This window comes from Streptomyces sp. NPDC020780, from assembly GCF_044334475.1.
Classification (GTDB): Bacteria; Actinomycetota; Actinomycetes; order Streptomycetales; family Streptomycetaceae; genus Streptomyces.
Genome location: NZ_JBIRTB010000020.1, coordinates 65,580 through 89,675 on the forward strand (window position 1 = coordinate 65,580; position 24,096 = coordinate 89,675).

The 24,096-nt window shown below is 70.3% G+C and carries 24 protein-coding genes and 2 pseudogenes; 17 read left to right on the plus strand and 9 right to left on the minus strand.

Going from position 1 to position 24,096, the window contains the following annotated elements; all coding sequences use genetic code 11:
* Positions 1-32: 32 nt before the first annotated feature.
* Both ACH4VO_RS29245 and ACH4VO_RS29250 read left to right on the plus strand, forming a co-directional pair.
* Positions 33-1,109: a MerR family transcriptional regulator gene (locus tag ACH4VO_RS29245; RefSeq protein WP_360994858.1), complete on the plus strand. Its 1,077-nt coding sequence runs from the start codon at positions 33-35 to the stop codon at positions 1,107-1,109.
* A gap of 32 nt (positions 1,110-1,141) precedes the next feature.
* The gene (locus ACH4VO_RS29250; protein ID WP_398441677.1) at positions 1,142-1,804 is read left to right on the plus strand and encodes a hypothetical protein; all 663 of its coding nucleotides are present in this window, start codon (positions 1,142-1,144) and stop codon (positions 1,802-1,804) included.
* A 301-nt stretch (positions 1,805-2,105) separates the two neighbouring features.
* Here the strand turns inward: ACH4VO_RS29250 and ACH4VO_RS29255 are convergent, their stop codons facing one another.
* Positions 2,106-3,650, minus strand: coding sequence for a SulP family inorganic anion transporter (locus tag ACH4VO_RS29255; protein WP_360994864.1), 1,545 nt, complete (start codon positions 3,648-3,650; stop codon positions 2,106-2,108).
* Positions 3,651-4,011: 361 nt separating this feature from the next.
* Here ACH4VO_RS29255 and ACH4VO_RS29260 point away from each other — a divergent pair, with 361 nt between their 5' ends.
* Both ACH4VO_RS29260 and ACH4VO_RS29265 read left to right on the plus strand, forming a co-directional pair.
* Positions 4,012-4,425 (plus strand): MerR family transcriptional regulator, encoded by a 414-nt coding sequence (locus ACH4VO_RS29260; protein ID WP_360994867.1) that lies wholly within the window; start codon positions 4,012-4,014, stop codon positions 4,423-4,425.
* Between the two features lie 10 nt (positions 4,426-4,435).
* Positions 4,436-4,582 carry a hypothetical protein gene (locus ACH4VO_RS29265; protein ID WP_360994870.1) on the plus strand — a complete coding sequence of 49 codons (147 nt, stop codon included), beginning with the start codon at positions 4,436-4,438 and terminating at the stop codon, positions 4,580-4,582.
* 135 nt (positions 4,583-4,717) lie between these two features.
* Here the strand turns inward: ACH4VO_RS29265 and ACH4VO_RS29270 are convergent, their stop codons facing one another.
* Together ACH4VO_RS29270 and ACH4VO_RS29275 are read right to left on the minus strand one after the other, a co-directional pair.
* A complete protein-coding gene (locus ACH4VO_RS29270) occupies positions 4,718-5,560 on the minus strand; it encodes an NAD(P)H-binding protein (RefSeq protein WP_360994873.1) in 843 nt (280 codons plus the stop codon).
* Positions 5,560-5,967 (minus strand): nuclear transport factor 2 family protein, encoded by a 408-nt coding sequence (locus ACH4VO_RS29275; RefSeq protein WP_360994876.1) that lies wholly within the window; start codon positions 5,965-5,967, stop codon positions 5,560-5,562. Before ACH4VO_RS29275 ends, ACH4VO_RS29270 begins: the two co-directional genes overlap by 1 nt.
* 162 nt (positions 5,968-6,129) lie before the next feature.
* On the opposite strand from ACH4VO_RS29275, the gene ACH4VO_RS29280 reads away from it, so the two are divergent.
* Positions 6,130-6,957: a helix-turn-helix transcriptional regulator gene (locus ACH4VO_RS29280; RefSeq protein WP_360994879.1), complete on the plus strand. Its 828-nt coding sequence runs from the start codon at positions 6,130-6,132 to the stop codon at positions 6,955-6,957.
* A gap of 306 nt (positions 6,958-7,263) precedes the next feature.
* Here ACH4VO_RS29280 and ACH4VO_RS29285 read toward each other — a convergent pair whose 3' ends face one another.
* The gene (locus ACH4VO_RS29285; protein WP_360994882.1) at positions 7,264-8,169 is read right to left on the minus strand and encodes a helix-turn-helix transcriptional regulator; all 906 of its coding nucleotides are present in this window, start codon (positions 8,167-8,169) and stop codon (positions 7,264-7,266) included.
* 158 nt (positions 8,170-8,327) lie between these two features.
* On the opposite strand from ACH4VO_RS29285, the gene ACH4VO_RS29290 reads away from it, so the two are divergent.
* The 3 genes from ACH4VO_RS29290 to ACH4VO_RS29300 are packed head-to-tail and all read left to right on the plus strand — an operon-like array spanning position 8,328 to position 10,326.
* Positions 8,328-9,113, plus strand: coding sequence for an SDR family oxidoreductase (locus ACH4VO_RS29290; RefSeq protein ID WP_360994885.1), 786 nt, complete (start codon positions 8,328-8,330; stop codon positions 9,111-9,113).
* Between the two features lie 41 nt (positions 9,114-9,154).
* A complete protein-coding gene (locus ACH4VO_RS29295; RefSeq protein WP_360994888.1) occupies positions 9,155-10,066 on the plus strand; it encodes an SDR family NAD(P)-dependent oxidoreductase in 912 nt (303 codons plus the stop codon).
* A 29-nt stretch (positions 10,067-10,095) separates the two neighbouring features.
* Complete coding sequence (locus tag ACH4VO_RS29300; protein ID WP_012013599.1) at positions 10,096-10,326, plus strand: tautomerase family protein; 231 nt, start codon at positions 10,096-10,098, stop codon at positions 10,324-10,326.
* A gap of 113 nt (positions 10,327-10,439) precedes the next feature.
* On the opposite strand, the gene ACH4VO_RS29305 is transcribed toward ACH4VO_RS29300, so the two are convergent.
* Both ACH4VO_RS29305 and ACH4VO_RS29310 read right to left on the minus strand, forming a co-directional pair.
* Positions 10,440-10,640: a hypothetical protein gene (locus tag ACH4VO_RS29305; protein WP_360994891.1), complete on the minus strand. Its 201-nt coding sequence runs from the start codon at positions 10,638-10,640 to the stop codon at positions 10,440-10,442.
* A gap of 240 nt (positions 10,641-10,880) precedes the next feature.
* Positions 10,881-11,441: a hypothetical protein gene (locus ACH4VO_RS29310; protein WP_360994894.1), complete on the minus strand. Its 561-nt coding sequence runs from the start codon at positions 11,439-11,441 to the stop codon at positions 10,881-10,883.
* 393 nt (positions 11,442-11,834) lie between these two features.
* Between ACH4VO_RS29310 and ACH4VO_RS29315 the strand changes: the two genes are divergently transcribed.
* The 5 genes from ACH4VO_RS29315 to ACH4VO_RS29335 all read left to right on the plus strand — a co-directional run bounded on the left by ACH4VO_RS29315 (position 11,835) and on the right by ACH4VO_RS29335 (position 17,003).
* The gene (locus tag ACH4VO_RS29315) at positions 11,835-12,962 is read left to right on the plus strand and encodes an ABC transporter permease (RefSeq protein ID WP_360994897.1); all 1,128 of its coding nucleotides are present in this window, start codon (positions 11,835-11,837) and stop codon (positions 12,960-12,962) included.
* Positions 12,959-13,675 (plus strand): ABC transporter ATP-binding protein, encoded by a 717-nt coding sequence (locus ACH4VO_RS29320; protein WP_360994900.1) that lies wholly within the window; start codon positions 12,959-12,961, stop codon positions 13,673-13,675. The genes ACH4VO_RS29315 and ACH4VO_RS29320 overlap by 4 nt, the downstream gene beginning before the upstream one ends.
* Before the next feature lie 66 nt (positions 13,676-13,741).
* A complete protein-coding gene (locus ACH4VO_RS29325) occupies positions 13,742-14,353 on the plus strand; it encodes a TetR/AcrR family transcriptional regulator (protein WP_360994903.1) in 612 nt (203 codons plus the stop codon).
* Positions 14,354-14,809: 456 nt separating this feature from the next.
* Entirely contained in the window at positions 14,810-15,421 is a 612-nt protein-coding gene (locus tag ACH4VO_RS29330; RefSeq protein WP_360994906.1) for a TetR family transcriptional regulator, read from the plus strand.
* A gap of 76 nt (positions 15,422-15,497) precedes the next feature.
* Positions 15,498-17,003 carry an FAD-dependent monooxygenase gene (locus tag ACH4VO_RS29335; protein WP_360994909.1) on the plus strand — a complete coding sequence of 502 codons (1,506 nt, stop codon included), beginning with the start codon at positions 15,498-15,500 and terminating at the stop codon, positions 17,001-17,003.
* Positions 17,004-17,135: 132 nt separating this feature from the next.
* Here the strand turns inward: ACH4VO_RS29335 and ACH4VO_RS29340 are convergent, their stop codons facing one another.
* Positions 17,136-17,360, minus strand: a complete 225-nt coding sequence (locus ACH4VO_RS29340; protein WP_360994912.1) for a hypothetical protein — start codon at positions 17,358-17,360, stop codon at positions 17,136-17,138.
* A gap of 54 nt (positions 17,361-17,414) precedes the next feature.
* Complete coding sequence (locus tag ACH4VO_RS29345; RefSeq protein ID WP_360994915.1) at positions 17,415-17,603, minus strand: hypothetical protein; 189 nt, start codon at positions 17,601-17,603, stop codon at positions 17,415-17,417.
* Positions 17,604-17,994: 391 nt separating this feature from the next.
* Here ACH4VO_RS29345 and ACH4VO_RS29350 point away from each other — a divergent pair, with 391 nt between their 5' ends.
* A complete protein-coding gene (locus ACH4VO_RS29350; protein ID WP_360994918.1) occupies positions 17,995-18,630 on the plus strand; it encodes a L,D-transpeptidase family protein in 636 nt (211 codons plus the stop codon).
* 91 nt (positions 18,631-18,721) lie between these two features.
* Positions 18,722-19,318, plus strand: a complete 597-nt coding sequence (locus ACH4VO_RS29355; RefSeq protein WP_360994921.1) for a hypothetical protein — start codon at positions 18,722-18,724, stop codon at positions 19,316-19,318.
* Positions 19,319-19,422: 104 nt separating this feature from the next.
* Here ACH4VO_RS29355 and ACH4VO_RS29360 read toward each other — a convergent pair.
* Positions 19,423-20,015, minus strand: a pseudogene (locus ACH4VO_RS29360) (adenosine deaminase); the annotation flags it as partial.
* On the opposite strand from ACH4VO_RS29360, the pseudogene ACH4VO_RS29365 reads away from it, so the two are divergent.
* Positions 19,972-20,178: pseudogene (locus tag ACH4VO_RS29365) on the plus strand (integrase core domain-containing protein); the annotation flags it as partial. The pseudogenes ACH4VO_RS29360 and ACH4VO_RS29365 overlap by 44 nt on opposite strands.
* Positions 20,179-20,855: 677 nt before the next feature.
* Positions 20,856-23,876 (plus strand): BTAD domain-containing putative transcriptional regulator, encoded by a 3,021-nt coding sequence (locus ACH4VO_RS29370; RefSeq protein ID WP_360994924.1) that lies wholly within the window; start codon positions 20,856-20,858, stop codon positions 23,874-23,876.
* The last annotated feature ends 220 nt before the right edge of the window (positions 23,877-24,096 follow it).

The window sequence follows — 24,096 nt, forward strand, 5'->3', positions numbered from 1 at the left end:
TTCAAGCTGCTTGAACGTCGACAATCGCAGGCATGGACGACACCGACGCGCTGATGAGCATCGGCGCTTTCGCACGCCGGGTGGGACTGGCGCCGAGCGCCCTGCGGTTCTACGACGACTGCGACATGCTGCGTCCCGCCTACGTGGACGCTGTGACCGGGTATCGCTACTACGCCCACGGCCAGCAAGCCCGCGCGGTCCTGGTCCGTCGGCTCCGCGAAGCCGGGATGCCACTGACCGATGTCCCAGTGGTACTCGACGGTACCCGCGAGCAGGCCCGCGCCATTCTGGAAGGGCACGCCGGAAAGGCACGCGAGACGGCGGCGTCGGCCCAGTCGGCAATCGAGGAGATCCTCCGCGATCTCCTGGGTGAGCGCCGGGTCACGGTGCGACTCGGCGGAGCGGAGCTGGCCAGCGCCGTACGCCAGGTCGCCCCAGCAGTGGCGTCCGCTCCTGTGCGGGAGGAGTTCCCGGTACTCGGCTGCGTCCTGATCGAACTCGAACGCCAGGAAGTGCGGCTGGTGGCCACGGACCGCTACCGTTTGGCGGTCCGCGCGTTGCGGCCCTCCTCTTTCGAGGGCGCCCCCTGTCGCGTCCTGGCCGGTGTCACGGAGCTGAAGGACATCGCGTCCTGGGCCATGCGCTTCCCAGAGATCGGCATCGAGGTGGAGCGGCAGAAGGTGCGGCTTCACGGCGACGGTGCGGAACGTGTCCTCCCCACCGTCGACGAGACGTTTCCCGACTACCAGATGATCCTGGACAGCCTGCCGGCCACCCGGCACCGGATCATCGCGGACCGGACCGCTCTTCGCGCGGCCGTCGCCGATGCCGGACACGACGGGCCACTCACCCTGCATACCGACGGGCAGCAGCTCATCCTCGCGTCCCGCGGACCGGTCATGTCCAGGCTTTCCGCCGTCTGCACAGGAGCGTCCGTGCGCATTGCCTTCGACCCGGGAGTGCTTCTTCCGGCGCTCGACGTCGGCGTCGGCCCCGACGTGCTGCTGGAAATCTCCTCGCCGGCCCAGCCCGTCGTTGTCCGCTCCGCCGACCAGGGCAGTTTCACCACCTTGGTCATGCCGGTCCGCGACACCTCGACGGACGCATGACACTTCGACCGATCGATCGAGAGAGCGAGATCATGGACCCGAGTAACCCCGTCGTCAGGCTGTGCTCCCAGGGCGTGCAGGCCGAGGCCGAAGGCCGGGACATCGACGCCCGCAGCCTTTTCGAGCGGGCCTGGGAGACCGCCGGTGATGACTACGAGGCATGTGTCGCCGCCCACTACCTGGCGCGGCACCAGCCGACGCCCGAGCAGACCCTGCACTGGAATCAGGAGTGCCTCAACCGTGCGGACCTGGTGGGCGACGACCGGGTTACGGGCTTCTACGCCTCTCTGCACGTGAACATGGCCAAGGCGTACGGGGATCTTGACGAGCCCGGCAGAGCACGCGAGCACTACCAGCTGGCCGCCGCCCACATCGATGAGGTTCCGCCAGGGCAGTACGCCGACTGGACCCGCATAGCCATCGCCGAGGGACTGCGTTCCAGCGGGGCAGCTGGGGAACGCCCCGCCGACGGTCTTCTGACAGCTCTGTTCACCACGTTCTGCGAACGTGGTGACTTCAAGGCCCTGGGGCTGGTCCTGCCCGCCTACCTCGCAGATCTCGGGACAGAGGACGATCGACTGCGGCTTGCTACGGCGTTGCACATGGTCCACGCCGCCCGGTGGCTGCCCGAAGACGAACAGAACACCCTCGGCAAGGCTATCGGCACCCTGACCAGTGCCGTCACAGCCGCCTGACCCGGCCCCCGCCCCCGGCTGTCAGGCTGCGGCAGCGCGTTTCTCCTCGGCCTCGAACTCGACGTCCGGGTGCGGGTCGAAGGCGGCGGGCCGCACCGTCAGCTCCGTGGTGGCGTAGCACCGCACGAAACCCGATTGGTCGGGCGCTGCCGGTTACGTGTGCACGGTGCAGGTCCGGAGGGCAACCTGTGGACGTTCGGCACCTACCGGGGCCCTTCGCCGGAGCAGGGCGCCGGGAAGAGACGAGAAGACCCCGGCCGGTGGGGCCGGGGTCCTGTGCCGGGGCGCGTGGTGCCTGGGGTCAGTGGCTGCCGGCGAGTTCGCCGGTGAGCTTGCCGTGGAGGTCGGCGCTCAGGTCGTTCAGCCCGGTGATGTCCACGGTCTTGCCGCGCTGGGCGTACTTGGTCTCGATCGCGTCCAGGGCGGCCACGGAGGAGGCGTCCCAGACGTGGGCCTCGGAGAGGTCGATGACGACCTTGTCCGGGTCGCCCGCGTAGTCGAACTGACCGACGAGGTCGTTGGAGGAGGCGAAGAACAGCTCTCCGGTGACCCGGTAGACGACCGTGGTGCCGTCGGGATCGAGGACGCTGCGCACGCGGGCGAGGTGGGCGACGCGCCGGGCGAAGATGACCATGGCGGTGATGGAGCCGATGACGACGCCGATGGCGAGGTTGGCGGTCGCGACCACCACGATCACGGTGATGGCCATGACGGCGATCTCGCCGGCGGGCATTCGCTTGAGCGTCTTCGGTGCGACGGAGTGCCAGTCGAAGGTGGCGAAGGACACCATGACCATGACGGCGACCAGGGCGGCCATGGGGATGTCGGAGACGACCGGGCCGAAGGCGATGCACAGCACCATCAGGAACACGCCCGCCAGGAAGGTCGAGACACGGGTGCGGGCGCCGGAGACCTTCACGTTGATCATGGTCTGGCCGATCATGGCGCAGCCGCCCATGCCGCCGAAGAAGCCGGTGACGATGTTGGCGATGCCCTGGCCGATCGACTCCCGGGTCTTGGAGGAGTGGGTGTCGGTGATGTCGTCGACCAGCTTCGCCGTCATCAGTGACTCCATCAGGCCGACCAGCGCCATCGCGAACGCGTACGGGGCGATCGTCGTCAGGGTGTCCAGGGTGAATGGCACGTCCGGCAGTCCCGGCACGGGCAGGGAGGACGGCAGGGCGCCCTTGTCGCCGACGGTCGGCACCGCGATTCCGGCCGCGACCGTGATGACGGTGAGGATGACGATCGAGACGAGCGGGGCCGGAATCACCTTGGTGACCTTCGGGAAGAACACCATGAGCGCAAGCCCGCCGATGATCAGCGGGTACACCGCCCACGGCACGTCGTGCATCTCGGGGACCTGGGCCATGAAGATCAGGATCGCGAGCGCGTTGACGAAGCCGACCATCACCGAGCGCGGCACGAACCGCATCAGCTTCGCCACCCCGAGCGCTCCGAGCGCGACCTGGATGACGCCGGCGAGGATGACCGCGGCGATCAGGTAGCCCAGGCCGTGCTCACGGTTGAGGGGGGCGATGACGAGGGCGACGGCGCCGGTGGCGGCGGAGATCATCGCGCGGCGGCCACCGACGATCGAGATGACCACGGCCATGGTGAACGAGGCGAACAGACCGATGGCCGGGTCGACCCCGGCGATGATCGAGAACGAGATCGCCTCCGGGATCAGGGCCAGAGCGACAACCAGGCCGGCCAGGACCTCGGTGCGCCAGACCTTGGGGTTGTTCAGCCAGTCGGGCTTGAGGCCGCGCAGTCGCACGGCGGGAGTCACAGCAGCAGAAGACAAGGAGACGCGTACCTGTCGTGCTCGGGCACACCGCCACATGGACCGGGGCGTGCGGGAAGGGGCGCGGGAGACCGGCCGGCATCCTGCGGGCGGCCCGAGGGCGGGCCGGGAAGTCGTGGAGGACGCGAGCCTCGGGGGCTGGGCGGTGCCCGGCCGGGCGGTCACATCCGAGGGCGAAGGATCACGGCGGGCAGGGGGCGGCGATCAGCGTCATGGGCTCGCGCACGCTTTCTCCTGCAAGAATCGGATCTTCGCCGGGGGCGCCATCGGCCCCGGAACGGCAGCAGCGGGGCGGCCGGGGCCGCCTCACCATCATCAACTCTACCCTAACGTTAGGGTAGAGGTTGGTCGGTCGCACGGGACGCGGCTCGCCACGACGGGAAGGGCCAAGGGCACGGACGTGGACGACACACACATGCAGATCGGCGAGGTCGCCGCACGGACGGAGCTGTCGCTGCGCACCATCCGGCACTACGAGGAGACCGGCCTGGTCATCCCCTCCGCCCGGTCCCAGGGCGGGTTCCGCCTCTACACCGAGACCGACGTCGCCCGGCTCATGGTGATCCGCCGGATGAAGCCGCTCGGCTTCACGCTGGAGCAGATGCGCCACCTCCTGGACGCCACCGACCGCCTGGACAGCGGCGACCCTCTCGATGCCGGCGAGCGCGAGGCGCTGCTGGAGCGGGTGCAGACCTACCGGCAGGCCGCCGCCGAGCAGGTGGAGAAACTGCGCGTCCAGCTGGAACGCGCCGAGGACTTCGCCGCCACTCTGAGCGCCCGCCTGGAGCAGAACACTCCGGCCCCCCGCGTCTAGGTTTTTGATCATGAGAAGCATCGCGAGCCGATCACCCACCTGCCCGGGTGCCGACCCGGCGGAGGCGCGTTCCTCGGCGAGCGGCCCGGTCATCCGCTCAACGCATCCGTTCACGGACCCGCCCGGCGACAGCGAGTTCGTCCCGCTCGGCCCCTGATCACCAGCCGGACACCCCGCCCGTGCAACAGCCGGCGGCCGAGGGCCGAACATCCCGCGCGTCGGTACGCACCCGACGTCCCACTGCACTCTCTGCGTGGTGCCTACTCGACCGCCCATCGCTGCTGTTCAGGCGTTACTGCATCCACTCGTACGCGTGATCGGAGACGAATTCGGCAAAAGCGCGCGGCGGACGGCCGGTCAGTTCGAGCACCGCGGTGCTGACCTGGTCTTCGCGCCCCTCCTTGATGCCGCGCTCGACGGCGGCAAGCGCGGCAGCGAACTCGGTCGGCATTCCGGAGGCGCGGTAGGCGGCAGCCTGTTCCTCCTCCGTAATACGCTCCACCCGAACCTGCCTGCCGGTCCGCGCGGTGATGATCTGCGCGGCCTGTGGGTAGCTCATCCCGTGCGGTCCGGTCATCAGGTAGTCGCTTCGAGCGTCCACCCCCAGGTCGGCCAACAGCGCGGCAGCACTGGCCGCGATGTCCCGCGCATCGACCCACCCCAGCTTGCCGTCACCGGCTGCGGTGCGGATCTCGCCGAGTCGATGGATCCCCTCGGCCAGGGGGTGCGGGCGCAGGAAGTTCTGCATGAAACCGGACGCGCGGAGTACGACACCTCCGGGCTGAGCCTGAACCCGAGCGGCCACCTCCACAGCGCTGGGCGCATTCGGCAGCACAACGGCGGAGCCGAGCATCACGAGTCGCCGGACACCGGCTCGCTGCGCTCGGCACAGGAAGGGGTCGACCAGCGGCAGCGGGTCCACGCTCTCCACCGGCGGAAGCAGGAAGACCCGGTCCATCCCGTCGAGCGCGGGTCCGAATGTGGTCGGGTCACTCCAGTCGAAGCGGATCGCATCAGGATCGGCCGCGGTCGGGTGCCGGCTGGCTTCCCGAGCCCGCACACCGGCGTTGCGGAGCTCCCGCACCAGCGTCCTGCCCGTCCTGCCGGTGCCTCCGGTCACCAGCACCCCGGCCATCAGACGTCCTCCCTTTCCAGCGAGTCGATCAGCCCGGCGAGACCCCCGGCAGCGGCGGCCGCCGACAGCGGGCTCCAATAGTCCCGGAACAGAGCGATCAGCCCGTCGTGGACCGTGAGAACCACGATGTAGTCCAGGCGGTAAGGCCGGGAGGTGGCCACGGTGCGGCCGGTGGCCGTCCACTCCACGACGACGGTGTTCGTTCGATCCGTGGGTCGCACGGTAAGTGCGGTCACCTCCTTCATGTCCATCAGCTCCGGATAGTGGGCGAGGTAGGCACGTACCTCCTCACGTCCGCGGAGAACGCGGGGGGAACTCCCGGCTGCGAAGGGGAATTCCGCAATTCCGTCGGACGCCCACAGATCTGCTACGGCATTCATGTCTTTGACCAGCATCAGATCGATCATGCGGCGAAAAGTTTCCTCAGGGGTCCAGGACACCATTTCTCCTCGTAGTCAACAGACCGGCCATACCACCCTGCACAGCAGATGCGTGGGCGCGGAACGGACAGCTGAGCCCCGGACCGACAGTGCGAGGCTCAGCCGTCCCTGCTGTGACAGGATGAAAGAATGAGCAGTCAGGAACTCGCAGCCTTTCTCCGCCGGCGCCGCGAGGAACTGCGACCGGAAGATGTGCCCGTCGAAGCGACGTCTCCACCAGGCCGGCGCGCCCGTCGCACACCTGGACTGCGGCGCGAGGAGGTAGCCGCCCTGGCACAGGTGTCGGTGAGCTACTACGAACGGCTGGAACAGGCACGGGCACCCCGGCCCTCACCGCAGGTGCTGGTCGCGCTGGCGACGGCCCTCCGGCTCACCGAAGCGGAGCGTGACCATCTGGCCCGCCTGGCCGGACAAGTGCTGCCGGCAGCGAACGGCGGCGCGGCGGAGCGCGTACCGGAGGAGGCCCAGCAGCTACTCGGCAGACTTGACGGCATCCCTGCCTACATCGTCAACGACCGGCAGGACATCGTCGCCTGGAACGCAGCAGCCGCAGCTCTGATCACCGACTTCTCCCGTCTCACACCTGACGAGCGCAACGTCACGCGCTTGTCGACGAGATTCCGTGCCACCCTCTGCACCGGCGCGCCCGGTTCGGAATCCGATTTCTCTCGGCAGGCAGCCGCTCAATTGCGCGCAGCCGACGTTCGGCACCCCACGGACAACGTACTCGCAGAACTCGTCAACGAGTTCGCAGCCCACGATCCAGATTTCGCGAGCAACTGGCGTAATCACACTGTGCACCCCATGCCCAGTGTGCGAAAAATCCTGCGTCACCCCGTACGGGGCGAAATGGAGATAGACCGGCACACCCTCGGTCTGCCCGGCTCGGGCTTTTCCTTGGTGATGTACACAGCAGAAGCCGGCAGCCCCAGCGCCGCTGCGCTGAAGAGCCTTTGACCGCCGCCGCTACGGAGGCAACCGCGTCCGCCGAGGTTGGGCCGCGCAGGTGGAACCGTGGCCTCGGGACGGAGAGCTGCCCACTCCGGAGCTTCAGGCGCGTGTTTCAAGTGACGAGTTGGTGCATGTCAGCGGGTGAGGTGTCATGCCAGGTGGATGGCATGATCCCGCTGTGGCGATCATGGTCGATCGGGCGGTGCCGGTGCCTCGGTTGTCGGGAAACGGGAATCAAGGGGGTGAGCGTGAACCCTGGGCCGGAGAACAGCCACGCCTTGCTGGGAAGGCGGTCCCCCTCTGCGGCGCGGGTCAGCGCTGCGATGTGGATTCGGCCGCGGACAAACCCTCCGGTGCCGTGCCGTCGGTGACGCTCAGGTCCTGAGTTCCTACGACGGACAGCAGTTCCAGCTGCTCGGCTCCCCGGCTTCCGGGCGGCGCGGTGAACCACAGCAGGCGTTGGCGTCCGTCCTCGCTGAGCAGGTTGTGACAGTCGAGTTCGATGATGCCGAGCGTGGGGTGGACGATCTTCTTGTGGTCCATGCGGCGCACCGCGACGTCGTGGGTGTCCCAGAGAGCTGCGAACTCCTGGCTACGGCGGCGTAGCGCGGCGACCATCTTCGTGGCCTCCGCGTCCCGGCCGTGCCGGGCGGCCGCCGCCTGGAGGTCGGCCACGAAGACCCGGGAGTGGTGCGGGTGGTCCTCGACCGGGTACCTCTCGCGCGCATGAGGGTCGGTGAACCAGCGGTACACGAAGCTGGCCGCCGGGCCGCGGTGCGCCGGGGACGTGCCGAGCAGGTTTCGGGCCAGGTCGTTTTCCACCAGGGTCTCGTGCAGGTCGGTGATGACGCGCGCGGGGGTGTTGGACAGCCGGTCCAGGAGCCCGAGAAGCGCGGGCTGCACGTGTGCCGATGGTCCGTGTGCTGACGGCGGGACCGGCCGCTCGGCCAGGTGGAACAGGTGGTCGCGCTCGTCGCCGTTCAGGCGCAGGGCTCGGGCGAGGGCGGCCAGGGTCTGGGCCGAGGGCTGCACGCCGTTCTTTGCGCTGCCGCGCTCCAGCTCCGTGTAGTAGTCGGCCGACAGCCCTGCCAGCTGCGCGACTTCCTCGCGGCGCAGCCCGGGAACGCGCCGGCGCGGGCCTTGGGGCAGACCGACCTCGGCGGGTCGGACGCGGTCACGGCGTGTCCTGAGGAAGGCACCGAGCTCTGGAAGGTTCACCCCTTCATGGTCGCTCGCGCGCCGAGCCGTAGCCAGGGGGTGGCATCCCCTGGGTAGACGCAGCCCTGGCTAGGGGTGGGGGACCGGCCGATTGTGGAGGACGCAGCAGGGCGACGGCGAGACCGCGACCCGACACGCATCCACCACAGGAGTCAGTAATGCCTATCCCCACTTCCCTCGACGGGCTCGCTGCCCCGGCCCGGCCCTCCACCTCACCCCGTGTCGCGATCGTCACCGGCGGCTCACGCGGCATCGGCCACCGGACCGTCGGCCGGCTGGCCGCCGACGGGTACGCCGTCGTGGTCGGCTATGCCGGCAACCAGGACGACGCCGAAGCCGCCGTGAAGGAGGCCGCCGCCGTCGGCAGCGTCCGGGCGCTCGCGGTACGCGCCGACGTCGCCGACGAACACGCCGTCGCGGCTCTGTTCGACGCGGCCGAGGCAGAGTTCGGCGGTGTCGACGTCGTCGTGCACGCAGCCGGGCGGGCGCACACGGCGCCGATCGCCGAGCTGGACCTGGCCGTCCTGGACGATCTGCACCGCACCAACATCCGCGGCACGTTCGTCGTCGTCCAGCAGGCCGCCCGTCGTGTGCGCCCCGGCGGGGCGATCGTGACGTTCTCCACGTCCGTGGTGGGGCTGGCCTTCCCGGGCTACGGCGCGTACGCCGCCAGTAAGGGCGCGGTCGAGGCGCTGACGCTGATCCTGGCCCGGGAGCTGCGGGGCCGGGACGTCACCGCCAACGCCGTCGCGCCCGGCCCCACGGCCACCGACCTGTTCCTGGACGGAAAGGACGAGGAGACCATCGCCCGTCTGGCCGCCCTGCCCCCGCTGGAGCGCCTCGGCACCCCGTCCGACATCGCCGAGGTCGTCGCGTTCCTGGCCTCCCCGGCCGGCCACTGGATCAACGGACAGGTCGTCCGCGCCAACGGCGGAATCGTCTGAACCGCCCGCAGCCACCCCATCGATCGACGAAAGGCCCTGTCATGAGGAACGACGGCACCGGAAAGGCCATCCTGGTCACCGGGGCCTCCAGCGGCATCGGGGCGCTGTCCGTGCGTGCGCTGGCCCTCGCCGGGCACACCGTGTACGCGGGCATCCGCCAGATGGCGACCCGTAACGCGACCGCGGTGGCCGACCTGGCGCGCTACGGCACCGACCACCAGGTCGACGTGCAGGCCGTCGAGCTGGACGTCACCTCCGAGGACTCCGCCGACGCCGCAGTCGACCGGATCCTCGCCGAGCGCGGCAGGCTGGATGTGGTCGTGCACAACGCCGGGCACATGGTCCTGGGCGCCGCCGAGGCGTTCACCGCTGAGCAACTCGCGGAGTTGTACGACGTGAACGTCCTGGGCACGCAGCGCGTCAACCGCGCCGCCCTGCCGACGTTGCGTGAGCAGGGCTCGGGGCTGCTGGTGTGGATCGGCAGCTCCAGCACCCGCGGCGGCTGCCCCCCGTTCCTGGCCCCGTACTTCGCCGCCAAGGCCGCGATGGACGCCCTGGCAGTCAGCTACGCCGCCGAGGTGCTCCCGTTCGGCATCGATACCGCGATCGTGGTGCCCGGTGCGTTCACCACCGGCACCAGCCACTTCACCAACGCCGGCGCCCCCGCCGACGCCGACCGTGCGGAAATCTACGAACGGCGTCACCGCCCCCTGATGGGCGATCTGAGCAAGCGCCTGGGCGCACTCGTCCCTTCGGACGCCGATGTGACCGACGTCGCTGAGGCCGTCGTGCACCTGGTCGCGATGGCACATGGCACTCGGCCGCTGCGCACCCACATAGACCCCAGCCGAGACGGCAGCGAAGTCGTCTCCGCGGTCGCCGACCGCGTCCGCGCCGACTTCTTCCGCCGCCTCGGACTGGACAGCCTGCTCACCGCAGGCAGCTCCCTGTAACGCCCCACTGAGAGAAGGAACGACCAGCCATGCCTTTCGCGAACTTCAAGGTCCCCGAGAAGACCCTCACCCCGAAGCAGAAGGAGGAGATCGTCACCCGCACCACGGAGCTGTACGTCGAGATCTACGGCGAGCGCGCCCGCAACAACACCATGGTGCTGGTCGAAGAGGTCGCCGACGGCGGCTGGGGCATCTCCGGCAACGTGCTGACCCTCGCCATGCTCGGCGAGGCGACACCGACCGACACCAGCGACGCCTGACCGCACCGGCCGCCATCCGGCCAGGACAGCACCTCGAAACCGCCGGCCGCCGGGTCGAGCGTCCGGCCGCACGGCCTCGCTCATCCGGAGGCCGGTGAGATCGGCGAAGCCCTTCATTGCGTCCCCGTACTCGATCGGTCGGCGATGTCCACCGGGGTGCGGGGACGTGGCACGGCAGCGGCCGGCAGGTCGAGCCGCTTGTCCAGGTCCAGGCGGAAGGTGCCGTACGGGTTGACGTTCGGCCAGAACAGCGCGGTCAGCCCGCGCCGGTCCTGCTCGCTCAGATTCTTCGCCCAGGCCGGCTCGGCGAGCACCTACTGACCGTCACCCGGGCGATCGCAGAGGTGCGCACGCTCCTAGCGGAGCGGGTGCGCGGTTCCCGACCGTCCTGGCCTGCGCCTTCGGACGCTGACGGATGTGTGTGCCTACGCCCAGTCCGAAGGCGTCGAGCCGCGTGTGGACGCACCGAGATCCAGGTTCATCCTGCGCACTGCGCGGGCCGGGCACCGGAGCAGCTGAGCGGCCTGCTCGGCCCGTGCGGCCGACTACGGCGCTCAGCCTCCGCCGCTCCCGATACGGCCCAGCACGGCGCGGAACCGCTCCCGTCCCGCTGTCACGCCGGCCTCCCACAGACCGGCGGCGTCGCCGGTCGCAGAGCGGGACTGAAGCCGCTGCTCCTCGGCGCCGAAACCGGCACCCACCAGGTTCTGGTCCAGCATCCCCATCGCGGTGAGCGCCGCGTGGCCGCAGGCCAACGCGTCACCGGCATCCCCGGTGCCGTTGGCCAACAGGGCGTGCCGCAGGACGAGGGCACCGAAGAAGGCGTAGGTGTCAGCGACGTCGGTGATCGCCTCCTCGCCCGGCTGAAGTTCGGGGAACCGCTCCAGCACCCTTACTCGCTCAGCAGCGTCGGCCAGCGGCTGGCCTGTATGCCAGAGGTCCCGTACGGACCGCACGCAGAAGTGCACGTCGGCCTCCCGCCCGGGCACCCCCGCCCGCAGGCCTACGAACAGCGGCACCATGCGCCCGGCGCAGGCCGCGACGTACAGACGGAGCACGTCGCCGCCGCTGTCGCGCAGCGCCTCCGCGACAGCCTCCTCCACCAGCGTTCGCATGCCACACCCGCTTCTTTCTTCAGCCCCTGGCGACGGCCTTCGGTCGCGCGCTGCCACGTGCGTGCCAACCTCCAGCCCGGACATCGTCGCAGGACACTGCCTCGTGCTGAGCGGGCCCCGGCCCGGCGCGAAGACTTGACGCAGGTCAGGTGTGCTCCTGTCGCGCCCCGGGCCAGCTGGACCGCTCAGGCAGGCAGTCCGCCACCGGGCCGCCCCCGCGGAGCGGCGCGGCACTCCGGTCGTGAGAGCCCGGCCGTCCCGGGCGGCGCAACGTACCGACGGACGTGTCGGTAACATTCGATAAGATGCCGACACTCGCGTCGTCAAGTTCAGGCAAAAGGCGACGTGTCCCGTCCGGCGTGCCCTCATCCCCTTCATCGCTCGGAGAGTTCCGTGTTCCTTGCCCTACGCGATCTGCGCTTCGCCCGCGGTCGCTTCGCCCTGATGGGCGCGGTGGTCGCGCTCATCGCCGTGCTCGGCGTCCTTCTGTCCGGACTCGCCTCCGGTCTGGCGGATGCCGGTATATCCGGCCTGCGCGCGCTGCCCGTAACCCACATGGCCTTCGACGAGAAGGCGACCAGCGAGCAGTTCTCCCGTTCGACCGTGGAGCAGGAGGACTGGCAGGCGTGGGCCGAGGCGCCGGGGGTGAAGCGGGCGGAGCCGTTCGGGAACACCCTGGCCAATGCCCAGGTGCCCCAGGGCGCCAAGAAGGGCGAGCAGGTCAACCTCGCCGTCTTCGGCATGGCACCGGACTCCCCCCTGGCCCCCGGCCCCGCCGAGGGTGCGGGCCTGGAGGAGGGAAGCACGGGCATCGTGATCACCCGGGAGATCGCCGACCTCGGTGTGGAGGTCGGGGACGTCCTGACGGCGGACAGGAGCGAGGTGCCACTGAAGGTGGTCGGCCTGGTCGACGAGACCGTCTCCTACGGGCACATCGGCGTCGCCTACACCGACCTCGACACCTGGCGTCACCTCCACTACGGCCTGCCGGGCGAGCTGCCCGAGGCCGCGCGCCGGCAGGCCACGGCCGTCGCCCTGACCCTGGAACCGGGCGCCGACATCGCCGCCGTGGAGAAGGCGACCGCCACCCGCGCCGACACCAAGGAGACCACCTTCGGCGCGTCCCCCGGCTACACGGCCGAGTCGAGCACCATGGCCCTGATCAAGGGCTTCCTCTACGCCATCTCCGCCCTGGTCGTCGGCGCGTTCTTCACCGTCTGGACCGTGCAGCGCAAGGCCGAGATCGCCCTGTTGAAGGCGCTCGGCGCCCCCACCGGGTACATCCTGCGCGACGCGCTCGCCCAGGTCGTCGCCGTGCTCGTCGGCGCCACGGCCGCCGGCACCGCTGTGGGCCTGGCCCTGGGCAGCGCGATGATCGGCAAGGCCCCCTTCTCCCTCTCCGCCCCGGCCATCGCCACCTCCTCCGGCCTCCTCATCGTCCTCGGGACGGTGGGCGCCGTCGTCGCCGTTCGCCGCATCACCGCCGTCGATCCCCTGACCGCTCTGGGAGCCACCCGATGACCACACCCACCACCGACCACCAGGCCGCAGCGAACACCGCGGGCTCCGGCGGACTGCGCCTGGACGACGTCACCCTCACCCTGGGGGACGGCGATGCCGCCGTCACCGCCCTGGACCACGTCGGCCTGACCGTCGCCCCCGGCGAGTTCGTCGCCGTCGTCGGCCCCTCGGGATCCGGCAAGTCCAGCCTCCTCGCCGTCGCCGGCGGCCTCCAGCGGCCCACCTCGGGCACCGTGCACCTCGCCGGCACCGAACTGACCGCCCTGTCGGACAAGGAACGCACCGCCGCACGCCGCCGCCACATCGGCTTCGTCTTCCAGCAGTCGAACCTGCTGGCCTCCCTCACGGTCAGGGAACAGCTCCTGCTGCCCCTGCACATCGACGGCCGCCTCGACGCCGCCGCCCGGGCCCGCGCCGACGAACTCGTCGAGGCGGTCGGACTCACCCACCGCGCCGGCTCCCGCCCGCACCAGCTCTCCGGAGGCGAACGCCAGCGCGCGGGCCTGGCCCGGGCCCTGATGGCCTCCCCCGCCGTCCTGCTGGTGGACGAGCCCACCTCGGCACTGGACCGGGTGCGCTCGGCCGAGGCGGTACGGCTGATCTCCGAGCAGACCCACGAGCGCGGCACGGCCACGGTCATGGTCACCCACGACACGGCGATAATGGACGCAGCCGACCGGGTCCACGAGATGGTCGACGGCCGCTTGTCCTGACCGACCGGCGGCCGTGGGCCGGAACCTCGCTCCCGGCCCCGTCCACCCTCCAGGAGCCCGCCCCGCATGCCGAAGATCAAGGCCTCCACCGTCGCCGAGCACCGCGCCCAGCAACGCGAGGCACTGATCGGGGCCGCAATCGACATCCTGGTCAACGAGGGTGCCACCGCCGTCACGCCGGCGGCGGTCGGCGCCCGCGCAGGCCTGGCCCGCTCCAGCGTCTACCAGTACTTCGACTCCTCGGCAGCCCTCCTTGCCACCATCACGGAAGAGGCCTTCCGCCGCTCCGACGAGGCACTCGCCCGCGCCCTGGCCACCGCGAACGGGCCGCTGGAACGCGTCGAGGCGTTCTTCAGGGAAAGCCTCCGCCTCGGCGCCGAAGGCGCACACCGGCCCGCCGCCGCCCTCGTGAACGCCGGCCTCCCTCCCTCCTGCCAACAGCGGCTGATGGAACTCCACCTGGAACAGGTCGAACCGTTCCGCGCCGCCGTCCGGGAGCTCGGCGCCCCCGAGCCCGCCCTCACGGCCGACCTGATCGCCGGAATGCTGCACACCGCCCTGGCCGCCGTCGACAACGGCGCCCCACTCGACACGGTCACGGAACGGGCTCTCGCCCTCGTACGCCGCTGCCTCACCCCGGCCGACAGCACGGCTCACCCCTCGCGACCAGGGCACTGACACCCTCGTCATCACTCCGAAGCACCGGCCCGCCGGCAGGACGTGTTCGAGGCTCCGACGGGCCGCGTCGCCGGACGGTTCACAGGGATTCCTGGCCCCGGTTCCTGCCGGACGCCGACAGCAGGGATGACCTTCGGTGAGGGCCGCCGGCTGCGCAGGAGGCGGCCGACGCCCTGGAGTCGAGGCAGGCGCCGCCTCCCGTGCCTCGCGCACGCGCACCCCCTACGCCTCCGCTGCGCGCTCCACGGTCACCCGCGGCGTCGCCGAGGCGAGGGAGGCGGGCCGTGCCGGCATGCCCGCGGGACCGACGCTTCGTGAGGTCCGCCGATCCGGCCGCAGGTTCTGGAGGCCCCCACCGCTTGCTGCCGCCGCCGCGCCACCGGTACCCACCACCCCCAGGAAAGTTGCGTTCCGCGAACTTTTGCGTGGCACGCACTTTCTGTTAGCGTGCAGGGCATGAGTGGACTTCGGGAACGGAAGAAGGAAGCCACGCGCACAGCGCTGAGCTGGGCCGCGATCCGGCTCACCATCGAGCACGGGTGGAATGCGGTCAGGGTCGAGGACATCGCCGCAGCGGTAGGCGTGTCTCCGCGCACCTACAACAACTACTTCTCCAGCAAGGCCGAAGCGATCGCCTTCCGCTACCTCGAGCGCTCCTTGCGGCTCGCGGCCGAGCTGCGCCACGGACCGTCCGGTGAGCCCTTGTGGGAGGCCATCACTCGCGCGGCACTCCGACAGCTGGAACCTGGTCCCGAGGTGGAGCACATGCCGCCTCAGGCGCCCGACGAGTGGGCGGTCGGCCTGCGGGTGATGTTGGCCGAACCCGCACTGGAGGCCGAGATGCTGCGTGCGAGCAAGATCGCGGAAAAGGAACTCGCCGCGGCGATCGCCGACCGTACGGGCACGGATCCCGGGTCCGATCTCTACCCCCGCCTGGTGGCCGCGAGCGTGATGGCCGCCAACAACGTCGCCCTCGAGCTGTTCGTGCAAGGCGGCACCGGCGAGCCGATCGAGGTTCTGCTTCCCCGGGCCCTGCGCATGGTGGCCACCGGACTTCCCACTCCGTAGGTCCCTCCTTTCCGCCGCGAGCAGGGGCCGCCACCTGCAGCCCCTACCCCTCCATTCCCTAGAAGGGTGATTTGTCATGCTTGATGTAGTAATTGTCGGTGGCGGTCCGAACGGGTTGATGCTCGCCTGCGAGCTGGCACTGGCCGGGGTGCGTCCGGTCGTGCTGGAGCGTCTCACCGGCCCGAAGACCGAGCCCCGGGCGAACGGTCTGGTCGGTCAGGTGGTCCGCATGCTCGACCGACGCGGTCTGCACGCACGCATCAGCGGAGGCAGCGAACCTCCCCGGCCCGCGTCCCGCTACATGTTCGGCGCGTTCACGCTGGACCTCACAGGTCTCGACGACAACCCTGTGTGCCTCCTCCCGGCGCCGCAGGAGCAGATCGAAACGGTCCTTGCCGAACGCGCCGTGGAACTCGGCGTCGACCTCCGCAAGGGGCAGGAGATGGCCGAGTTTCACCAGGACGACGACTCGGTCCGGATCACCCTTGCCGACGGTGAGACTCTCACCGCCCGTTACCTCGTAGGGGCTGACGGGGGTCACAGCACGGTGCGACGCCTGTCCGGCATCGGCTTCCCCGGCGTGACCACGGACGACTTCGTCACCCGCACCGCGAACGTGTCCGTGCCGGACGAACGCCTGGACCCCGACGGCAGCCTGCGCGTCCCCGGCTACGGGAGCCTGCCACCCCTGCTGTACGTACGCACGGAGCACGGCACGATCACGTGGGGCCTGCTGCCCGGCCGGGTGCCCATCCTCAACACCACCGAAACCTGCGGGCCGGACGAGCACACCACCCCGATGACCTTCGAAGAGATGATGGCGAGCGCCGAACGCGTACTGGGCGTGCCCGTCCCGCTGGGTCCGCCCCAGGGAGAGGGACCGCACCTGCTTCGACGACTTGTCGGCGGAAACACCCGACTGGCAGAGCGCTACCGGGACGGACGGGTACTGCTGCTGGGCGACGCGGCCCACGTGCACTCGGCGATCGGCGGCCCGGGACTCAACCTCGGCCTGCAGGACGCGGTCAACCTCGGTTGGAAGCTGGCCGCCACAGTGCGAGGGTGGGCCCCCGAAGGTCTGCTCGACACCTACGACGAGGAACGCCGACCTGTCGCGGAACACGTCGTTGCCTCGACCCTGTCCCAGTCGGCACTGATGCGCCCCGGACCGGAAGTCAGTGCCCTGCGGACCGTCTTCGGCGACCTGCTCGCCTCACCTGGCGGCACTGAACGCATCGCCCACCTGCTCGCCGGCACCACCGAGGGCTTCGCGCCCGACCTCGTGGTCCGCACCGGCGCAGGCACCCGTCGACTGGCCGACTTGACGACCACCGCCCGGCCCCTGCTGTTGGACCTGAGCGGCGACTTCGCCGGAGCCGCGAAGCCCTGGCGCGACCGGGTCGATGTCATAAGCGGCAGGGCAGAGGGCACGAGCGCGACCGGCTTGCTGCTACGCCCCGACTGCCACGTAGCGTGGACCGGATACGAGCCGGACGCCGTCAGCGGTCTGCGAGCCGCGCTGCGCCAGTGGTTCGGCGGCCCGCTGAGCGACGCCCACGAGCCGGAGCTGGTCAGCGGCTGAGCTGGGTCATCGGAGAAACGGTGGCCGTGTAGGCGACCCTGACGATCCGGCCACAAGGGTCACGGTCCAGCGCGTCGTAGGCGCGAACCTGCCGAAGCTCAGTGGTGAAGACCGTGACGCCGGCCTCTTCCTCTAGTGACCTGAGTCGGAGATTCGCTGGCAGTAGCTGGCGACCTTGTCGAGGATCTCGTCGGCGGGCTTGGTGGGACCACCCCCGCGGGTGCGGGGAGCAGCCTTGCGTGTCGGTCTCCGCTGCCGCCAGGTCGGAACCATCCCCGCGGGTGCGGGGAGCAGCTGTTTGGCCAGCCCTTCCAGGGCGGTGGCCAGGGACGGGCCTTGACCCCTGATGTTGGACACACGAGACACTGGATCCTGAGGATCTGAGCACGGACATCTCGTGGTCATCAAGAACTATCCGCCGCAGTTCAAGGCGGACGCGGTCGCGCTGTGCAAGTCGCGGCCGGAAGCGACGATCAGGGCAGCGGCGACCTCGTCGGTGGCGGCGCGCGCCCGCGCGATCAGGTCACGGAAGCGGTGCAGATCCACGGGCCCCGGATCCACGGTCAGGAGGTAGCCGCCCGCCTGTCGGTCGAGGCGCACGTCCTCGGCGTCGCCGAGGACACGGCGTAATCGGCAGAGGTAGCTGTACAGGCTGCCACGGGGCTCGCGCGGAGGGCTGTGTCCCCGACCCGGTAAGTGAGTTCGTCTACCGGGACGTGGTGGTTGGCCTCGACGACCAGAACCGCGAGGACACACCGCTGGCGGACGGGACCGAGGTCGACCGATCTGCCGGCAATGCATGCCTCGACGGAGCCGAGCACGCCCAACTCAGTGTCCATCCGTTTCTCCTCCCCCGGCCGCACATGCTATCCAGCGCACGGCATGACCAGCGGGCCAAGGATTCCCCAAGGTTCGCACAAGATCGGCCATTCAGTATCGAGCCGCTCCCCGACGAACGCGGGGGATTTCCGAGAACTGAAGGAGCGAAACAGTGAACCGACTCACGAGTGCGGCCCTGACAGGTGTGCTGCTGGCGGGCGGCGTCATGGCCGTCGCACAGCCCACCCAGGCGGCGCCGGGCGATGTGGTGGCCGTCGACGCACCGGCCGTCGCGAAGCCCGCCGGCAAGACCAGCAAGTACTACTTCCTCTTCGACAAGAACTGGTCCGACCCCACCAAGTCGCGGCTGTACTACATGAAGAGCCAGCCGGGCAAGGACCGGAAGGTCGACGACTGGCGGGCCGGATCCGGCAACGGCAGCACGAACGAGTGCGCCAAGAACGCGGGATGGCTGCCCACCGGGACGTACAACGTCGGCAAGCAGACGACGAGGAAGAACGGCGGGAAGAAGGGCATCAACGGCTACGCCATCCCCGTCTCCAACAAGTGGTGCAAGCCGAAGCCCGGCCAGCGCAAGGTCGTGCGCGACGCGCTGTTCATCCACAGCGAGATGCTCCCCAACGGCAAGCAGGGCAGGAAGACGAACGGCGACAGCCCGTACCGCTGGGACGGAGCCGGGGACTACTACTCCCTGGGCTGCATCAAGCTCTCGCCCAAGGACATCATGGAGCTGTTCCGCACCGCGAACAAGCACGGCTGGCCGAAGCAGCTCAAGGTCGTCAACTGAGCACCGCCCAAGTCCGGACAGGGCGCGTGCCCCCTGTTCGGCTCCTTGCGCCCCACTCGGCTACCCGGACATCCGGAAGGAACCACAGCGAATGAAGCCCACCAGGCTCCTGGCCTCCGTCGCCCTCGCATCGTCGCTCACGGCCGGCGCGGTCCTGCCTGCCGTCGCTAAGCCCGCCGCACCGCACACGACCGCAGCGGCTGCCGCCGCGGAGACCACCGCCATACCGTCGGCCCAGGCGTCGGCGAAGAAGATCGCCAAGAACAACGGCATCAGACTGCTCAACCACCACGTCAGCGGAGTGAAGGACGCCCGCTCGACGGCGAAGGCCAACATCAGGGACGCCGCGCGCGGCAAGAAGGCGTACACAAGCAGGTACGCCCACCCGCGGGGCGCCAAGGTCGCGCTGAACGCGAAGATGCTCCACGCCATGCAGCAACTGAACGCGAAGAAGCGGTTCACCTTCCGCGTCACGGCGATCGCCGGCAGCAAGCACTCGTCGAACTCGGCCCACTACAAGGGGCGGGCGTTCGACGTCGACATCGTCAACGGCTCGCACGTCTCCACCCGTGGGCCCGGCCTGACCAAGGCGAAGCGTCTGATGAAGGCGTGCAAGTCGTACGGCGCCAAGCTCGTACTGGGGCCGGGCCACAGCGGGCACAGCACCCACGTCCACTGCCAGTGGTGACGCGGGTACGCGCCCACGCCTGAGGAGCTCGCCGACCGCCGCCGGAGCCACCGGCGGCGGTTCGGTGCCGTGCGACCGCCCGCGACCCGCAAGCTCGACAGGCGTCAGCGCAGCGCCCGGTAACCCGGGCGGATCACCTCGTCGATCAGACGCTGCCGCTCCCGCAGCGGCAGGAACGCCGCCTCGGCCGCCGCGACCGTGAACTCCTCGAAGACCTGTAGCCGAACGTCTCCGCCATGTGCACGAACTCCAGGCTCATGTTGGTCCCGGACACCAGGCGGTTGTCGGTGTTCAGGGGAGACGCGGAGGCCGAGGCGGCGCAGCAGGTCGATGGGGTGGGTGTCGCACGACTTCGCCGCGCCCGTCTGGAGGTTGGAGGTTGGAGGTTGGACAGACCTCCAGCGCGATGCGGCTGTCGCTCACGTACGAGGCGAGGTGGCCGAACGTGGCCGTGCCGTCGTCGTGGACCGTGATGATGTCGTCGGTGATGCGCACCCCGTGGCCGATGCGCTCGGCGTCGCAGGCCTGCACCGCCTCGTGGATCGACTCGGCGCCGACCGCCTTGCCAGCGTGGATGGTGGCAGTTGTGGCGCTTGAGGTCCTGGAACGCGGGCAGGTGCCGGGTCGGCGGGTCGCCGATCTCGCCGCCCGCGATGTCGAAGCGCGCGACGCCGCGCTCGCGGTGCTCGACGGTCAGCAGGGGTTGGCAGAGGCTCAGTGACGCGAACGGGCCGGGCGGGCCATCACCCCACGGCCCGTGGCACGACGCTGACCAGGTCGAACGCGCAGTCTTTCAGTGGGTCGGCTGGTACAACACCGAACGCCTGCGCTCCGCCCTCGACTACCTCCCACCCGAAGAATTCGAGGCCCAGCACCACCGTTCCCAGGCGACAACACCTACCGCCTGGAACCACAAAAACCGGCCGCTACGAAACTCAGGGCGGCTCGCTGCCTGTCCGATGTCGCCATGCTGCGGGCTGAGCCGGCGGTGTTTGGGCCGGTGGCCTCCGATCCGACGGTCTCCCGTCTCATCGACACGCTCGCCACGAGCGGGAGGCGCGCACTGTCCTCCGCCTCACCCGCCACCGGCCCTGGACACTCGAGATCACAGGCGCCCTGGAACGACTCGCGCTCCTGCCCAACTCGGTCTGACCAGCGGACTTCCCGTCCCAACGACAGCAACACCCACCCCGGGCAGTAGAACCCGGCGCCCACCCGACACGACAGTCGGACCACCGGCCTGCTCACCATCCGTCCCGGAAAGCGAAAAGGCCCACCGGCTTCGCCGGCGGACCCTCACGCAAGATCGAGGCTACGGGCTGTCCCGCCATCTCCGGTGGATCGACGCGCAGCATGGGCGATGAGGTGACCGGACGGTGCCGGTTGCACCGCCGGGCTGTCCCGGGCGGCGGGCCGCCCGGTTCTGGACACGTCGACAACGATGTACGGCCGACCTTGCGAGAACCTTGCGAGAAACCCTGCGCGGCAGGTCACAGTGGTGCCTTCCGGGTCGGTACCGGCGTGAAGGGGGCAGGGCATGCTGGAGTTCCGGTTACTGGGCACGCTCGAGGCGTGGGCCGGGGGGCGGCCGGTGGCCCTGGGGCATGCGCGGCAGCAGTGCGTTCTCGCGGCCCTGCTGATCGACGTCGGCCGCCCGGTGCCGGCCGACCAGCTGCTCCACCGGGTGTGGGACGACCGCGCGCCCCACCGGGCCCGGGACACGCTCTACGCCTACCTTTCCCGCCTGCGCCGCGGGCTGGAGCCGCACGGCGTCCGACTGGTCCGCCGATCCGGCGGCTACGTGCTCGACCTCGGCGAGGCCGCGGTGGACCTGCACCGCTTCCGGGACCTGTCGGACCGGGCCCGACGGGCGGCTGCGGACGAGCAGGCGGAGGCACTGGGGCGGGAGGCGCTGGGGCTGTGGCGGGGCAGTGCGTTCGCCGGGATAGACGCCCCTTGGTTCAACGCGCAGCGCCAGCTCCTCGACGGCGAGCGGTTCGCCGCCCAACTGGAGTTGGTCGAGGTCCGGTTACGGATGGGACAGCACGATCGGCTGGTGAGCGAGCTGGTGGCCCGGGCCGAGGCGCATCCGCTCGACGAGCGGGTGATCGGGCAGCTGGTCCTCGCCCTGTGCCGGTGCGGGCGGCAGGCGGAGGCGTTGAAGGAGTACGAGCGCGCCCGGCGGCGACTCGCCGACGAGCTGGGGGTGGACCCTGGCGCGGCGTTGCGGCAGCTGTACGGGCGGATCCTGGCCGGGGATCCGGATCTGTCCGGCGATCCGGATCCGGCCGCGGCCCGCATCGACGTGCCGTCCGCCTACGAGGAAGCGGAGGACGGCAGCGGCGCGGTGGAGGCCCCCGTGACGGGCCGGCAGCTCGTTCCCCGGCTGCTGCCGGCGGACCTCTCCCTGTTCGTCGGCCGTGACGCCGAGGTGGACGAGGCCTGCCGGCTCCTGGGCGCGGACGGTCCGGGGCCGCTCACCCTGCTGGTCAGCGGTCCTGCCGGGGTGGGCAAGACGGCCTTCGCCGTACGGACGGGCCACCGGCTCGCCTCCCGCTTCCCGGACGGTCAGCTGCATGCGGACCTGCGCGGCTTCGGCGACGAGCCGGCCGATCCGTTCACGGTCCTGGGCGCCTTCCTCCGCGCGCTCGGGGTCCGCGGCGGGACGGTGCCCGCGGAATTGACCGGACGCATCCATCTCTACCGCTCCCTGCTGGCAGGGCGGCAGGTACTCGTCGTCCTGGACAACGCGGCCGGGGCCCAACAGGTGCGCGACCTGCTGCCGAGCGGCGCGCGGTGCGCCGCCGTCGTCACCAGCCGCACGACGCTGGCGGAGCTGAGCTGCCGCCGACTCCCCCTGGACGTGCTGGACTTCGAGACCGGGCTCGCCCTGCTGCGCGAGATGCTGGGCCCGGAGCGGACCGACGCGGAGCCCGGCTCGGCCCGCTCCATCGTGGAGACCTGCGGTGGCCTTCCGCTCGCGGTGTGGGTAGCCAGCGCGCGCCTGGCCGCACGACCGCACTGGCCCCTGGCCCACGTGGCCCGCGCCCTCGCCGACGAGGAGCGCAAGCTCGACGAGCTGGCCGTCGGCCACATCGCCGTACGGGCCAGCCTCGCACTCACCTACCGGCAGATGGCCGCGCCGGCACAGCACGCGCTGCGGATGCTCGCGCTGCTGCCCGGCCCCGACTTCACCGCCTGGGCGCTGACCGCACTGCTGGACGTAGACCTGTCCAAGGCGGAAGCCGTTCTCGATGACCTGGTCGAGGTGCACCTGGTGCAGATCGGATCGACCGGCGCCACCGGAATTCGCTATCAACTGCACGACCTGGTACGGCTGTTCGGCCGGGAACGAGCGGACCACGAGGTCCACCACCAGGACCGCGCGGCCGCACTCACCCGGCTGCTCGGGGCCAGCCTCCACCTCGCCGACCTCGCCGCGGACACCCTCAGCGTCGACTTCCAGGGCATCTCGCAGAAAGAACTGGTCTCCTGGCGGCTCTCCCCGGCGGACACCGGTCATCTGCTCGCCGACCCGCTGGCCTGGTTCACCGACGAGCGCCAGTTCCTCATCGCCGTGGCGGAGCAGGCGCTGGACAGAACGGAAGCCGCACCCGCCGCCGGGCTGGCCACCGCCCTGACGACCCTGTTCCAGGTCGGCGGCCACTTCGATGACTGGGAGCGGCTGCAGAACCGGGCGCTTGGGGCGGCTCTGCGCAGCGGCGACCGGCACAGCGCCGCGAAGCTCCATCGGTGCCTCGGCGAACTCACCACCATCCTCGACCGGTACCCCGAGGCGCTGAACCACTTCGAGCAGGCGCTGGTGCTCGCCGAGGGACAGGGGCCGACCTACCGGGCGGGGGCGACCGCCGGGCTGGCGTACGTGCACCGGCTCCTCGGCCAGTACTCCTTGGCCGTGTTTCACTTCGAGAGAGCTGCCGAGTTGGCCCGGCAGGCGGGCAACGTCAACTGTCTCGTCTACGCCACCAACGGCCTCGGCGTCATCGACCTCGAGCAAGGCCGTGTCGAGGCCGCCGTGGAGCGGTTCACGGAGTGCCTGCGGGCCAGCCGGGTCGCGGGCTACCGGCCCGGGGAGGCTCAGGCGCTGCGGTGTCTGGGCCAGAGCCACCGCGCGCTCGGCGCCTACCCGGCCGCCGCCGACTCCTACCGGCAGGCGGTCGCGATCAGTACGGACCTCGGCGACCGCCTCACCGCCACCCACGCCGCCTGCTGGCTCGGGGACGTCCTGGTCCGCCAGGGCGAGCATCACACCGGGCGCCGTCTGCTCGCGCAGAGTCTGTGGACGTACCGGGAATTCGGCAACCTGTGGGGCGAAGCGGCCACGCTGTACGCCCTCGCAGAGGCACAACTCGCGGCCGACCGCCCGGCGCTCGCCCGCAGACGCGCCGAAGCCGCGGTCACGCTCTGGCGACAGATCGGCTCCCACACCTGGCTCGCCGTCGCCCTCGACACCCTGGCCACCGCGCACACCCAGGCCGGCGACCACCCGGCCGCGACCCGCGCCCGCGACGAAGCCGCGGAACTGCGGAAAACCTGAACGCGCCTCGGGAGGGCGGGAAGCGGGCCGGCCCGGCTGCACTCTCCCGGCTTCATGCCGGCAGACCACCCGGAGATCCATCGCCTCATGACAGGGAAACCTGATGCCCGTGCCACCCCGGTGTCAGCAGCGAACCGTCACGTACCTTCCACGGTGACCAGCGGGAAAACGGTAGGCAGCGGACGACGGCGACCGCCGGCCACCGGTGCTGAGCTGACAC